This is a genomic window from Bradyrhizobium sp. S3.2.6 (genome assembly GCF_040546885.1).
GTDB classification, from domain to species: Bacteria; Pseudomonadota; Alphaproteobacteria; order Rhizobiales; family Xanthobacteraceae; genus Bradyrhizobium; species Bradyrhizobium cytisi.
In genome coordinates this window covers 49,381-63,402 of record NZ_JBEPOS010000029.1, presented here as the reverse complement: position 1 = coordinate 63,402, position 14,022 = coordinate 49,381, and the positions used below count along the sequence as shown (strand labels likewise).

The 14,022-nt window shown below is 59.7% G+C and carries 14 protein-coding genes; 13 read left to right on the top strand and 1 reads right to left on the bottom strand.

Features of this window, described 5'->3' with window-relative positions:
- The first annotated feature begins 12 nt into the window (after positions 1-12).
- From ABID58_RS33215 to ABID58_RS33155, 13 genes are all read left to right on the top strand, one after another.
- Positions 13-1,476 (top strand): aldehyde dehydrogenase family protein, encoded by a 1,464-nt coding sequence (locus ABID58_RS33215; RefSeq protein ID WP_354037111.1) that lies wholly within the window; start codon positions 13-15, stop codon positions 1,474-1,476.
- 152 nt (positions 1,477-1,628) lie between these two features.
- A complete protein-coding gene (locus ABID58_RS33210; protein ID WP_354037110.1) occupies positions 1,629-2,414 on the top strand; it encodes a transporter substrate-binding domain-containing protein in 786 nt (261 codons plus the stop codon).
- Positions 2,411-2,902 (top strand): RidA family protein, encoded by a 492-nt coding sequence (locus ABID58_RS33205; protein WP_354037108.1) that lies wholly within the window; start codon positions 2,411-2,413, stop codon positions 2,900-2,902. The genes ABID58_RS33210 and ABID58_RS33205 overlap by 4 nt, the downstream gene beginning before the upstream one ends.
- A 120-nt stretch (positions 2,903-3,022) precedes the next feature.
- Positions 3,023-3,943 carry a LysR family transcriptional regulator gene (locus ABID58_RS33200; protein ID WP_354037107.1) on the top strand — a complete coding sequence of 307 codons (921 nt, stop codon included), beginning with the start codon at positions 3,023-3,025 and terminating at the stop codon, positions 3,941-3,943.
- A gap of 163 nt (positions 3,944-4,106) precedes the next feature.
- Positions 4,107-5,309: a pyridoxal phosphate-dependent aminotransferase gene (locus ABID58_RS33195; RefSeq protein ID WP_354037105.1), complete on the top strand. Its 1,203-nt coding sequence runs from the start codon at positions 4,107-4,109 to the stop codon at positions 5,307-5,309.
- A gap of 244 nt (positions 5,310-5,553) precedes the next feature.
- The gene (locus ABID58_RS33190) at positions 5,554-6,339 is read left to right on the top strand and encodes an SDR family oxidoreductase (RefSeq protein WP_354037103.1); all 786 of its coding nucleotides are present in this window, start codon (positions 5,554-5,556) and stop codon (positions 6,337-6,339) included.
- A 231-nt stretch (positions 6,340-6,570) separates the two neighbouring features.
- Positions 6,571-7,380, top strand: coding sequence for a transporter substrate-binding domain-containing protein (locus ABID58_RS33185; RefSeq protein WP_354037101.1), 810 nt, complete (start codon positions 6,571-6,573; stop codon positions 7,378-7,380).
- A gap of 38 nt (positions 7,381-7,418) precedes the next feature.
- Complete coding sequence (locus ABID58_RS33180; protein ID WP_354037099.1) at positions 7,419-8,108, top strand: amino acid ABC transporter permease; 690 nt, start codon at positions 7,419-7,421, stop codon at positions 8,106-8,108.
- A gap of 10 nt (positions 8,109-8,118) precedes the next feature.
- Positions 8,119-8,856: an amino acid ABC transporter permease gene (locus ABID58_RS33175; RefSeq protein ID WP_354037097.1), complete on the top strand. Its 738-nt coding sequence runs from the start codon at positions 8,119-8,121 to the stop codon at positions 8,854-8,856.
- Positions 8,853-9,581, top strand: a complete 729-nt coding sequence (locus ABID58_RS33170; RefSeq protein ID WP_354037095.1) for an amino acid ABC transporter ATP-binding protein — start codon at positions 8,853-8,855, stop codon at positions 9,579-9,581. The genes ABID58_RS33175 and ABID58_RS33170 overlap by 4 nt, the downstream gene beginning before the upstream one ends.
- A gap of 140 nt (positions 9,582-9,721) precedes the next feature.
- Positions 9,722-11,041 (top strand): MmgE/PrpD family protein, encoded by a 1,320-nt coding sequence (locus tag ABID58_RS33165; protein ID WP_354037093.1) that lies wholly within the window; start codon positions 9,722-9,724, stop codon positions 11,039-11,041.
- A gap of 47 nt (positions 11,042-11,088) precedes the next feature.
- A complete protein-coding gene (locus ABID58_RS33160; protein WP_354037091.1) occupies positions 11,089-11,904 on the top strand; it encodes a PhzF family phenazine biosynthesis protein in 816 nt (271 codons plus the stop codon).
- Positions 11,905-11,942: 38 nt separating this feature from the next.
- Positions 11,943-12,920, top strand: a complete 978-nt coding sequence (locus ABID58_RS33155) for a dihydrodipicolinate synthase family protein (RefSeq protein WP_354037089.1) — start codon at positions 11,943-11,945, stop codon at positions 12,918-12,920.
- Positions 12,921-12,989: 69 nt separating this feature from the next.
- Here the strand turns inward: ABID58_RS33155 and ABID58_RS33150 are convergent, their stop codons facing one another.
- Complete coding sequence (locus ABID58_RS33150; protein ID WP_354037088.1) at positions 12,990-13,925, bottom strand: LysR family transcriptional regulator; 936 nt, start codon at positions 13,923-13,925, stop codon at positions 12,990-12,992.
- Positions 13,926-14,022: the final 97 nt, after the last annotated feature.

The following is a 14,022-nucleotide window of genomic DNA, read 5'->3' as shown; positions in this document are numbered from 1 at the left end:
GGGATCAATGAAATGAACGCCATGCAATTCGACATCATTCGCTCGCCTTTTGACGGGTCCCCGGTCGGTCAAATGCCCGTATCGGACGCGGCAGCGGTAGAAGCTGCCATCAATGCGGCCGAGAGCGCCTTTCAGGTCATGCGAAGGCTGCCTCGCTTTGCCCGCGCCGATATTCTCGCGCGGGCGGCCGAGATCATGAAGGCAAGACGCAACGAGTTCGTCAGCACGATCGCGGCGGAAGCCGGCAAGCCTCTCTATGATGCCCGGGGAGAGGTGGCCCGCTCGATTTTCAACCTGACCAACGCGGCAGCCGAAGCGCGACGGTATGGCGGGCATGAAATCCCGCTCGACATGGATGCCGGGGTCTACGAATACCAGACCACGACGGCCGACGGCGCTCCGCTCGATCTGGCCAACGCGGATTTCGAGCAACTCGCCTCAATTCGGCGACGCATCGGTATCGCGCGGCGCTTTCCGATCGGGCCGATCCTCGCGATCGCACCGTTCAATTTTCCGCTCAACCTCGTTCTGCACAAGGTTGCGCCGGCGCTTGCGGTTGGTAATTCGGTCGTGCTGAAGCCGGCGCCGCAGACTCCATTGACGTCGCTGCTGCTTGCCGAGGTGCTGACCGAGGCCGGCCTTCCGAAAGGGGCGCTGTCTGTCGTTCATTGCAGCGTTCCGCTTGCGGAGCAGATGGTCAAGGATGAGCGCTTCGCGATGGTCACGTTCACGGGGTCGGCCAAAGTGGGCTGGCACATCAAGTCAATCGCCGGCAAGAAGAAGGTCGCGCTTGAGCTCGGTGGAAACGCTGCCGTCATCGTCTGCGCGGACGCAGACCTGGACCTCGCTGCAGCAAGATGCGTCCGGGGCGGCGTCGTCTACGGCGGCCAGTATTGCATCGGCGTCCAGCGCATTCTCGTCGAACGCAAGATCCACGACGAGTTCGTGGAGAAGCTGACAAGCAAGGTCCGGGCCTGCAAGGTCGGTGATCCCATGCAGGAAGGCGTGGATGTTGGTCCGGTCATCGACGAAGGATCGGCTAAGCGCATCGCAAGCTGGATCGACGAGGCGAGTGCGGCCGGAGCCAAGATCCTCGTCGGTGGAAAGCGCGAGCGAGCGGTCGTGGAGCCGACGGTCATGGCAGGAACGAAGAGTGGGATGAAGATCGAGGACGAAGAGGTCTTCGGACCCGTCCTGACCGTAAATCCGTTCATCGAGTTCGAGGATGCGGTCCGGCGCGCGAACGCGACCCGCTATGGCCTGCAAGGGGGGATGTTCACCCGCGACCTCAAGCGCGCGTTCTCGGCAATCGAGGAATGGGATGTCGGCGGCCTGATGGTCAACGACGTGCCGATCTACCGGCTGGACAACATGCCGTTCGGCGGCTGGAAGGAATCCGGAATCGGTCGCGAAGGAACAGTATTCGCGATGGACGACATGACCGATATCAAGCATCTCGTCATCAACTACGCATGACCTGCGAGTGTTCTGAAATGCAGAACGCCGCGAGCGCGTGAGCTGTCTATTCCCAATGCCGCGGTCACCATCATAGTCGCCTCGGGGACGCCGAGTCCTCGAGGGAGGGACAGACAATGAAAACGACATACCTGATTGCGGCCGCTGCTGCGATGGCGCTGCTCCTTGCACAACCATCAAAAGCGCAGGACAAGACCGTCCTGGCGTACATCGAAGAACCTCCGTTCGCCGCGACGATCAACGGTCAACCAGCAGGTTCGGACGTCGATCTCGCTAAGGCGGTGCTGGCGAGAATGGGCGTCAAGGACATCGAGTTGAAGAAGGTGGAGTTCGCCGAACTCCTTCCAGGCGTGGCTGCCGGCCGCTGGACGATGAATACGGCGCTGTTTGTAACGCCTGATCGCTGCAAGACGGTTGCGTACTCGAATCCCATCTGGGCGTTGGTTGACGGCATGATCGTTCGCGCCGGCAATCCAAAGCGCATCTCCAGCTATGCGTCGGTGGCAGCGTCTGACGCGCGGCTTGGCGTCGTCAAAGGCACCGTGCAGGTTGGAAGCGCGAAGGCGGCAGGTGTGCCGGCTGAGCGGATCGTCGAGTTCGGCGCCCAGGAGGAGATCATTGCTGCGATCAAGGCCGGGCGCGTCGATGCCTATCCGAATACGGCGCTTGGGCACCGCGCGCTGCTTGCTTCACTGAAGGATGCGGATCTGGCGCTCGCGCAGCCGTTCGAGCCGCCCATGGAGAACGGCCGCCCGAAGGCCGGCTTCGGCGCATTCTCGTTCAACCAGGCGAGCGGAGCCTTCATTGCTCGTTTCAACGCAGAGCTGGCGCGGTTCCTGGGCTCGGAGGACCATCGCGCCATCGTCGCCAAATATGGACTTGGAAACGAAGAGATTGCGCCGGCGCTGACCGCGAAAAGTGAGGAGTTGTGCAAATGAGCGCGCTGTCGACCAATATCAGGACGTTTGATCCGGAGCTTGTGCTTACCAAGCTCAAGATCGAGCTCCCGGCGTCCGTTCCGCCGGCTGGTAACTATGCCCGTGCGCGTTCGACGGGAAATGTCCTGTACCTTGCTGGACATCTTCCGGATTCAGCCGGGGTCCCGCAATATATGGGCAAGCTCGGTCGCGAGGTGTCCGTTGAGGACGGCTATCGCGCCGCGCGGGTTGCGATGATCAACAGTCTTGGAACGATCAAGGCGAATATCGGCGATCTGAAGCGGGTCAAGCGCATCATCAAATTGCTGGGGATGGTGAACTGCGTCGCCGATTTCGTTCAGCAGCCCGAGGTGATCAACGGCGCGTCGGACCTTCTCGACGAGGTGTTCGGCAAGGACGTTGCATTGCATGCGCGGTCGGCGGTCGGCATGCACTCCTTGCCGCGCGGCAATTGCGTCGAGATTGAAACGATCCTGGAGTTCGAATGAGGTGACGGACCCGGCCGAGGATGTCGAATCGGTTGGGTATCGTCATTCCCTGAGCGACTGAAACTATTCGCATTCGAGAACAAAAGCGATCTATCATCGGAGTCTCAATTGAGAGGACGAATGATGATTACGCTGAAGCAACTGGAGGGATTTTACTGGGTTGCGGAACTTGGGGGGCTCGATGAAGCGGCACAAAGGCTGAATGCGACGCAGTCGGCGATTTCCAAGCGCGTGCAAGAGCTTGAGGCGATTTTGAACATTGCATTGTTCGACCGGTCTAAACGACGGGTCCAGATCACGCCGCAGGGCGAGAAGCTGATCGTGCTGACGCGTGACATGCTGGCGCTCCGCGATCGGATGATGGATTTCAGGTCGTCGCTGGACCAATCGCCGCGCAGCCTTCGGTTTGGCGTGACCGAGCTGACGGCCATGACATGGCTCCCGAATTTAATCCATCGCCTTCGTGGAAGCTATCCGACGTTAGCGCTGGAACCGGTCGTCGACGCAAGCGTGGAGCTCATCGAAAAACTCAAAGCGGATGAGCTCGATGCCGTCGTCGTCCCGGATGCCTTTCGAGAGCCGTCCTTCGAAATCGTGCCTCTCGATTCCGTAGAATATGCCTGGATGTGTAGTCCCGCTTATTTCGACGATGCGGCCGAGCTGCCACTCGCGAGCTTGTCCAGTCACACGATCATCGTCCAGCAGCAGGCGTCGTCCGGCCTTGGCGACCTCATATCGCAGTGGCTGGCAGACAAGCACATCGCCTTCGACAACACGCTGTCCAGTAGTAGCCTGACGGCTTTGTCATCGCTGACGTTGTCGGGTTTGGGAATCAGCTATCTACCGCGGAAGGTGTTCGACTATCTGATTGCGTCTGGCCAGCTGAGAATCTTGCGGACGCGGCCGGCATTGCCACGTATTCCGTACGTGATGATCTACAAGAAGTCGAAGAGCGACGAGTTTCTCCGGATCCTGGCCTCGCTCGCTTCGGACTGTTGTGAGTTCTCCCGGTCTGTTCCGTGGTACTTCGCAGCACGATGACGAAGCCGGAAATTGATTCACCGCTTCTCATGAAATTTGCGACATCTTGAGTCGTAAACTATTCCATTGACCGTAATCGTAACGCTCGGCACCTGTAGGCAAGGATGAGAGACGTAACGTTTGCAAAACGCGACTCCCATCGTGAGCGGGATCGGGTGCCGAAATGCAATTGCTGGCCAGGCGAGTAGACCTGATACAGCCTTCACCAAGTGTGATGGCGATGAGCCGCGCAAAGGAACTGATCGCCGCCGGCCAGGACATCTGCAACATGGCCGCAGGCGAGCCGGACTTCGCGACACCGCGTCCGATCATTGATTCCGCCTATCAAGCGCTTTTGGCCGGCGAGACGAAATATACGGCCGTCGATGGGACGCGGGCGCTCAAGGAAGCGATCTGCGAAAAATTCCGCCGCGAGAACGGACTTGCGTATAGGCCTGACCAGATCTCCGTGGGTGCCGGCGCAAAGCAGGTGATCTTCAACGCATTCGCCTGCTCGGTGGACGAGGGGGACGAGGTTATCATCCCCGCTCCGTACTGGGTTTCCTATCCCGACATCGTGCAATTCAACGGCGGCAAGCCCGTGTTCGTTGTCGCCCCGGCTTCGCAAGAGTTCAAGATGACCGCCGAGCAGCTGCAATCGGTGATCACGCCCCGTTCGAAATGGCTGGTTCTGAATTCGCCGAACAATCCGAGTGGCGCGACGTTTTCAAGTGCCGAGCTCCAGAAAATCGGCGAGGTCGTGGCCCGGCATCCCAATCTCTACGTACTAACTGACGAGATCTACGAACATTTGATCTATGACGATTTGCCCTATGCATCATTCGCGGCGGTCAATCCCAGTCTCTCTGAGCGAACATTGACGATCAACGGGGTCTCGAAGTCTTTCTCGATGACGGGCTGGCGGCTCGGCTATGGCGCGGGTCCGCAACCTTTGATCAAAGCCATGGAGAAGCTGCAGTCGCAGACGAGCGGAAACCCCGCGTCCGTCAGTCAAGCCGCAGCTTTGGCTGCACTCAAAGGCTCGATGGAGTTCTTTGGCGAATGGCGTAACGAGTATCAACGTCGACGTGACTATATCGTCGGCCAGTTGGATGGTCGGGAAGGCCTATCCTGCGCGAAACCCGCAGGCGCATTTTACGTCTATCCGTCGTGCGCAGCGCATATTGGAAAGACAACGCCGGGCGGCAAGCGTATCGAAACCGACACCGACTTCGTTCTTTACCTTCTGAACGAGTACAAAGTCGCGACAGTGCAGGGCGCCGCCTATGGGTTGTCGCCGTCGTTTCGGATCTCCTTCGCGACCTCGATGAATGTCATCGAAGAGGCGTGTCGCCGCGTATTGGCTGCTTGCGCTGCTCTTCGCTAGCTGCGGCGTAATGGCGTGATCCGCCAACAGCAAGACGTTCCAGTCGTCTTCAACTTCGATCCCAGATGCGCAACGACCTGAATCTTTGACAGGACGTGTCGCGGCGTTGGCCGGCCATTAGCCGCCAGATGCCCTCGACCGTCTGCGCGGATACATTCCTTATATTCATATTTATATAAAAATTAATTCCATTGAGGAATTTAATTCGACGGTTACAGTAAACGAAGCGCAATGAGGCGGCCCGATGGATCTTCAGATCAAAGGAAAGACAGCGTTGATGTTCGGCGGCGCCGGTGGTCTCGGCTCCTCCATTGCGCTGGCACTGGGGCGCGAAGGCTGCCAGGTGGCGATCGCGGATATCAACGGCGATGGATTGGACGCCGTGGCTCAGCGTCTTCGCACCAAGGACGTGTCAGCCCTGCCGATTGTTTGGGATATCTCCGACCTGTCGATCATCCAGGCGAACCTTGAGTTGGTCGCCAAGCAGCTCGGGCCGGTAGACATCCTGATCAACAACACCGGCGGGCCGCCGCCCTCTCCAGTGTCGGGCATCGACGCCACCGTTTGGGCGGCCAACTTTCAGAAGATGGTCCAACCCGTGATCGCGATCACGGATCGTGTGCTCGAAGGAATGAGAGCCAAGCGATGGGGGCGCGTGATCACGAGCGCCTCGTCCGGCGTGATTGCACCTATCCCCAACCTCGGTGTGTCGAACACGCTACGCAGCGCGCTTGTGGGCTGGTCTAAAACCCTCGCGCGCGAAGTCGCGCGAGATGGGATAACGGTGAACGTTGTTGTTCCAGGACGAATTGCCACCGATCGCATTCAGTTTCTGGACGCTGAAAAGGCGAAGCGGGAGGGGAGGCCGGTTGACCAGGTCGCCGCCGAGAGTACCGCAAGCATTCCGCTCGGCCGATACGGCAGGCCGGAAGAATATGCGGATGTCATCGCCTTCCTCGCCAGCGCGCAGGCCTCCTATGTCACGGGTTCGACTGTTCGCGTCGATGGTGGCTTGATTCCCAGTATTTGAAGGACATGTTGGGATGACGAGCAGAGCGCGCCGCCGAACGTTTTCCGAACACGCCGCGGCGGCACTGCGGTCGGTTTGACGAGCTCCCGCAGGTAGTTCCGGCGGTTGCGCAGCGTGCGCGTCGTTCAATGTGGACCGATGCTTGACGCGGGCAGGCGAGGTTGAGCGAAGCGAGTTACCCAAGTTTTTCGCAATCATCTTTTGTCGTGTTGTTCAGGGGAAGACATACGTATGAAAAGAGTAGCGCTGGTAGTTCTCGGACTCGCATTTTGCTCTTCGGCAGCCTGGTCCGATCAACTCGCCGATATCAAATCGAGGGGCGTTTTGACGTGCGGCGTCTTCGGGGATCTGGTTCCGCTCGGATACCAGGATGCGAAGACCCGCAGTATCGTCGGGCTTGACGTCGATGTCTGCGCAGCCATCGCGGAAGACCTCGGTGTGAAGCTGGATCTCAAGACCGTCTCCGTCGATGCGCGCATTCCCTCTCTTGAGACAGGGCGCATCGATGTCATGACGGCGTCCCTGGCCTATACTCCGGTTCGGGCCAAGCAGATCGACTTCTCCTCCGCCTATATGAACGTTCCGGTTTCCGTGCTTGTAAAGAAAGACTCCGGCATCAAGAGCTTTGCCGATTTGGCGGGAAAGAAGGTTAGCGCCAATAGAGGGTCGACGTCGGAAGTGTTTGCGCGGCAAAAGCTGACAAACAGCGAGGTGGTCAGCTTCGACAACGGTCCGTCATCCTACCTGGCACTTGCGCAAGACAAGGTGCAGGGCATGGCCATGGTCAAGAGCGCAGCGGTTGGATTTCATAACCGCTCGAACGGGCAAACCGTGTTCCTCGATGAAGCGCTTTTCTGGGAGCACGACTGCGTGGGCGTAAAGAAGGGTGAGCCCGCCCTCCTTGCGGCAGTCAATACCGCTCTCGACAAGCTCGAGAGCTCCGGCCGCCTGCAAACGATCTGGGATCGCTGGTATGGCCAATCGAACGAGTACCAGCTCGCACGGGAGAAAAAGGTCACACCGGCCTCAGAGTTCGAATAGGTCGACACTCCAACCGTGCAGCAACGAGACCGACGATCATGAACTTTCATTCGCTTGCGGTGCTCGCTGATCCTGATGTCCAGCTCTTGTTCCTGCGCGGCACCTTGACAACGCTCGAGCTGTTCGTTGCTTCAGCGATCGCCGCCTACGCGCTTGGCGCCCTGCTGGTCGTGATACGGATGTCCGGTTGGCTTCCGTCTGCGGCCGTCGGGGCGTTTGTGGAATACCATCGAAACGTACCGAGCATCGTCCAGATCTTTGTCTGGTATTTCGGCGTGCCACAGATCCTTCCGCAATCGTGGCATGCCTTCGCAAATGCCCATCTCAGCGCGTTCTTCTTTGCCGTCGTCGCTCTTTCGCTGAACGCTGCGGCATACATTTCCGAAGACATGCGAAGCGGAATTCGTGCTGTTCCGCCCGGTCAGATGGAGGCCGCACGCGCACTTGGCATGAGCTACCTGAAGGCGATGCGCTGGGTGGTGGTGTCCCAGGCCGTACGCGGGGCGGCTCCAGCGCTGGTCAGCCAGGCACTCGGGTTGCTGAAGACCACGAGTCTCGCCTTGGCCATCGGGGTCAAGGAACTCATGTACGTCGCTCGGCAGCTCGACGGCGAGACATACGCGACATTCCCAGCCTACCTCACACCAACGCTCATCTATCTCGCGTGCACACTGACGCTGATGGCGATCGGAAGTCGCCTACAGCAGTCGGCGCGCTTCACACGGTGATTGTGGGTCCATGACAGAAATACTCTCACAATACGGTCTGCTGCTGCTCGTGGGCCAATATCCGGATGGCCCGCTGGGAGGTCTGGCTCTAACGCTGTTGATGTCGATCGCCGCGCTCTTGCTTGCGTTCCCGGTGGCCGTGGGGGTTGCTGTTGCGCGCACCAGTCCCGTCCACGCAATTCGACGGGCCGCGGCGGTTTACGTCACGGCGGTTCGCGGGATTCCGCTCCTGCTCATCATCTTCTGGGCTTTCTTCGTGTTGCCGCTGGTGACCGGCGTAACGAGTTCACCGGAGGTCACGGTGATCTGCGCGCTGGTGATCTACGAGGGCGCATATCTTGGCGAAGCAATTCGCGCGGCGCTCGAGGCACTTCCAAAAGGGCAGACGGAGGCGTCACGCTCCCTGGGGATGAGCTACCCGGCGATGCTTCGCAAGGTGATCCTGCCCCAAGCCCTGTTCAACTGCCTGCCAAGCATGATGAACCAGTTCGTCCTGATCGTGAAGAACACGTCATTGGCCTATATCATTGGCGCTCAAGAAGTCACGTTCTCCGCGAACAGCATCAATGCTCAGCTGCTGACGCGTCCCTTCGAGGTCTATTTCATTCTTGCCGCGATCTATTTCATCCTGTGCTATTCGCTGAGCTGCCTTTCGCGCGTTGTCGAAAGTCGCGTGCTGCGGAAGCGGTCGAGATTGACAAGTCAACCAATCCCCGAGAATCCCTCCCTCGCGCGAGTGCCGTCATGATCGAGTTCATCAACGTCAGTAAGTGGTATGGATCACATCGGGTTCTCAACGACGTTAATGGGCGCGTTGAACGTGGCGAAGTCGTTGTAATCTGCGGGCCGTCGGGATCAGGGAAATCGACGCTCATTCGCACCATTAATCGGCTCGAACCGATCAATAAGGGACAGATCATCGTTGGCGAAACCGACGTCAATGATCGCAAGACGTCCGTGAACCGGCTCCGCAGCGGGATAGGGTTTGTCTTCCAGCAGTTCAACCTTTTCCCACATCTCAGTGCCAAGGATAACGTTGCCCTGGCGCCGATCACTGTCCTCGGCCTCAAGAAGAGCGAGGCTCACGATCGGGCCCTGAAATTGCTCGACAAAGTCGGATTGAAGAGCAAGGCGGACGCGTTTCCCGGCCAGCTTTCGGGTGGCCAACAGCAGCGGGTGGCGATTGCGCGCGCTTTGGCCATGAATCCTCCGGTCATGTTGTTTGACGAACCGACGAGCGCGCTCGATCCGGAGATGGTTGGCGAGGTTCTTCAAGTAATGAAGCAGCTTGCAAGCGACGGCATGACCATGATCTGCGTGACGCACGAGATGGGATTTGCGCGCGACGTGGCGCATCGCGTCTGGTTCATCGCGGATGGAGAAGTTCTGGAGAGCACCACGCCTTCGGAGTTTTTTGCCGCGCCCCGTCATCCCCGGGCTCAAAAGTTCGTTGCGGACATCCGCGCCCACTGACGTTGTCCTCGGCAGATGAGAAGTGGACGAACGCAGCCGGATCGCGCCTGCGCTTGGACGGCAATGCCACCCCGCCTGCGCGTGCCATCCGCATTGTCCCTGGATAGCAGACGCCTCGATCGGACCATTGAGCTGGTATAATGAAGAACGAGCTTTCCTACGAACTCGCCGCTCTTGCATTGCAGCTGGAGTCGGAAGTCGCCGCCAACCGCGCCCTGCTCAAGCAGTGCCTCATCGACGCCGCAGCCGCCGCCGTCGCAGGATATGATTCCCCGGCCGCGAACATTGCGACGAAATGTGCCGTACGAGGTTTCGGTTCGGGATACGTGGCTCCGTGGTTCTCTAGTGCCGCCAATGTGACCCCGATCGGGGCCGCATTCGTCAACTCGTCCGCGATGTCATCGCTGGATATCGATGATGGCAACCGCGCGGCTCGCGGCCACCTCGGCGCCGCCGTCGTGCCGGCCGCATCCGTTTTTGGCTCGCTTAACGATGTGTCCGCGGATACTTTCGCGCATGCGATCCTCGCCGGTTGTGAGATTGGCGGACGGCTCGGGGCTGCAGAGGCGCCGCCGTTCTTTGCCTCAGGTCGTTGGGCAGGAGTTGGGGCCGCGGTTGCCACCGGCATTTGTCTGGGCTTCGATAGGGAGAAGCTCGCCAATGCCATCTCTCTTTCGGTCCACGCCGCGCCGTTGGTCGCTGCGGCCGGTGTCCGGAAAAAAATGACGGGCCACATCAAAGAAGGCGTCCCCTTCGGCCTCCTGTCCGGCATCGCTTCGGCGCTCCTGGCCGAACTGGGCTATCAAGGAGATCCGGATGCTGTCGAGAGTGTCGGCATTTTCGACACTAGCCGGATTTCTCCCAAGTCACCGGATGCGTTCGCGTTCCAGAGAACGTACTTCAAGCGCTACACGTGTTGCCGGCTGGCGCATGCGCCAATTGACGCCGCAACGGCGATCGCGGCACGCGAGCGGCTGGCGGTCGAGGACATCGACCGCATCACGGTACGCACGTTCCGCACGACGATCGAGCTGCCGAATGAAGCGCAGCCGACCTCGTTCGAGTCGGCCCAGTTCAGCCTGCCGTTTGCAATCGCGGTGGCGCTCGTCAAAGGCGCCGACGCGTTGCTTCCACTGTCGACCCGGACTCTTGAGAGCGCCGACGTGACGGCTCTCGCAGAGCGGGTGGTCCTGGAGCATGATCCAATGCTTGATGCACTTTATCCGTCGACCACACCGACGACGGTTCAGATCGATACGCGCAACGGCAAGAGATACGAAGAGCAGAGGGACACTGCCGACGGGGATCCTGGTCGGCCTTTCACAGACGCGCAGTTGTTGAAGAAGCTGAAAACACTGGGGCACGGCAAAGTTTCGGAGGAACGACTTGCTGCCATTGCTGCCGCGCTAAGTGACAGCATCCCGAGCGCAGGGCGGTTCGAAGCCGCGCTGCGTAAATAGACATCCGCAAAACGGACGAGGCAAACGGCAAGTTCATGAGTGGTGAAATGACTCTTCCGATCTGGCAGGTCGACGCCTTTTCTTCGGTCGTCTTCGGAGGCAATCCTGCCGCCGTTGTTGCCATTACCGACTCCTGGCTTCCGGACGATATTCTTCAGGCCATCGCGGCCGAAAACAATCTATCCGAAACCGCATTCATGCGCCCCAGCGAGCATCCGGTTCCTCTGCGCTGGTTTACTCCGGCCCAGGAAGTTCCCCTTTGCGGCCATGCAACCCTGGCCGCCGTCGCCATCATGCACCAGGCACTCGGGCTTGCACAGACGGGATCCGTCGTGGAGTTGGCGACGGCAAGTGGGCCGCTCTATGTTCACATACGCGAAAGCGATTACGTTCTGGACTTTCCGGCAAGACCGACTGTGCCGACATCCATATCAAAATGCGAGCTCGAGACTGCGCTGAGGGCTCGCATCAACGAAATCTACGAGAGCGTGGATCGCTACGTATGCGTCCTGAACGACGAAGCCGCTGTCCGCGCGGTAGCGCCGGATATGCCTGCGGTCTCGGACCTGCGGCTGCCAGGGCTCATCGTCACCGCACCCGGCGACGCCTGCGACTTCGTGTCCAGATATTTTGCGCCAGCCAAGGGCGTTCCGGAGGACCCCGTCACAGGAACCTCACACTGCACCCTGGCACCATTCTGGGGCCAGCGTCTCGGCAAGGCCACGCTGCATGCCCGGCAGCTCTCAACGCGAGAAGGGCAGATCGAGTGTTCAATCCACCACGATCGCGTTCGCCTTTCCGGTGCATGCAGATGTTATCTTCGGGGTTCGATAACGGTACCCGTCAGGCCCGCCAATCATTAGCTGCCGCCATTCAAGAACCCTTACGCGAGAACGAGAACATGACGAACCTCATCAGCACCACGGCGCGCGGGCTTTACCCGATCTCGGTGACGCCATTTCTGGACAACGGCGCGATCGATTTTGCGAGCATGGACCGACTCGTCGACTTCTTCCTGGAGATCGGCGTGCCCGGCATTACCTTGCTGGGCCTCATGGGCGAAGCGACCAAGCTGTCGAAAGAAGAATCCATCGATCTGGTCAGGCGCGTGGTTCGTCGCCTCGACGGTCGCGCCCAAGTGATCACCGGCGTCTCACAAGCAGGGTTTAACGAGTTTACTTCCTTTACCGAGGCGATGATGGGCGAAGGGGCCTCCGGCATCATGGTGGCACCGGCGTCCTCGCTGAAGTCCGAAGACCAAGTGCTTGCATTCTTCGAAGCGATTTCCGCTCGGATTGGTGAACACGTGCCGATCGCATTGCAGGACTATCCGCAGAGCACGGGGGTATACATCTCCGCGGACACGCTTGGTCGCATCATAGAGCGCGTACCGAATATTCAGATCTTGAAGCACGAAGAGGGTTCGGCGCTCCGCAAGATTACAAAAATGCGCACGCAAGAGGAACGTGGCGGACGTCGCCGAGTGTCCATTCTCGTCGGTAACAGCGGCTTGCATCTGCCCCAGGAGCTTGCACGAGGCGCGGATGGGGCCAACACCGGCGTGGCCTTTCCGGAGATTCTGGTTGAGATATGTAACAGGTTTTTCGCCGGAAACGCGGAAGGAGCCGAGAACCTCTACGACATCTTTCTTCCGCTCATCCGCCATGAGTGGCAGGTCGGAGTTGGACTCGCAATTCGGAAGGAAATCTTCCGTCGTCGCGGCCTGATCGCGTCAGCTGCCACGCGAGCGCCCGGACCGTCGCTCGACCGAGACGATCACGCAGAGCTGTCGCGTCTCCTGGCACGACTCGATCGTCGCCTGGAAGAAGCGGGTGAAAGCAGCGTGATTCAGTCTTATCGCGTCAGCTTGGCGAACTGAGGACGGCTGACACGAAAGGTCAACGCCGCGGACTAATGTCCGGCTGCAAATCACCTCTTGCTTCAGGTCTCAGCCGTCAACCGGTGGCGCGTGCAATATCGCCATGGTCTCCGAGCGGAAAATGCGGGCGCTCGAGCTTAAGGAGGCTGTGGCGGACCAGATCAGCCCGATCGGTTCGGGCCGGGCCGGCAATTGCAGCGATGTGATCATGCAAACGCCGCCGCGCACCCATTCCTCGGCGAGATTGGCGGGCGCGAGAGCGAGCAGCGGCATGGTCTGCAGCAGCGTCGCTATCGTGGCGGCGGAGGTCGTTTCGATCGCACGCACCGGCATAGGGATGTGCAGCGCGGACATCGAATCGGCGAAATGCTCACGGATCGGAGTCCCCGGAAGCGGCAGGCACCAGACATGGCCGCACGCTTCCTCCCAGTCCGGCGTCGGCTGCTGTAGCAGCGGGTGGCCGCAGCTGGCGATAACGACATAGGGCTCGGACAGGATTTGCGCACCGTCGAGATCCGGCGTGAGCAGCCCGCGGATCAACCGTCCAAACACCAGATTGACCCTGCCGGCGCGCAGCTCACGCAGCAGGTTCGGTAGCGTATCCTCGACCAGACGGATGGTGACGCGTGGATGGCGCGCCTTCATCGTCGCCACCACCCGTGCGACGAGCTGCAGTATCGAGATCGCCTGCAAGCCGATGATCAGGAGACCCGCGCAACCTTCCGAGATCAGCACCACCTCTTCGCCAAGCAGCTTCAGTTCGTTCGCAATGCGGCGCGCGGTGCGGATCACATGATGGCCGGCGTCGGTCGGGGTGATGCTGCGTCCCTTCCGCTCGAACAGCTCGGTGCCAACAAGGGTTTCAACTTCGGCGATCACCTTGGAGACCGCGGCCTGGGTGATGAACAAATGCTCGGCCGCGCGGGTGATGCTGCCGTGTTCATCAACCGCCAGGACGACGCGGAGCTGGCGAAGTTTGATGCGCTCTGCCCATCGTGGCGTCATCCGGCTTCCTCACGGTTATGCGTAGATCAGGTAAAAGATCCGAGAGTTAAGGGTATTATATCATGACATTACCATATGGTTATGCATCCAGGTCGAT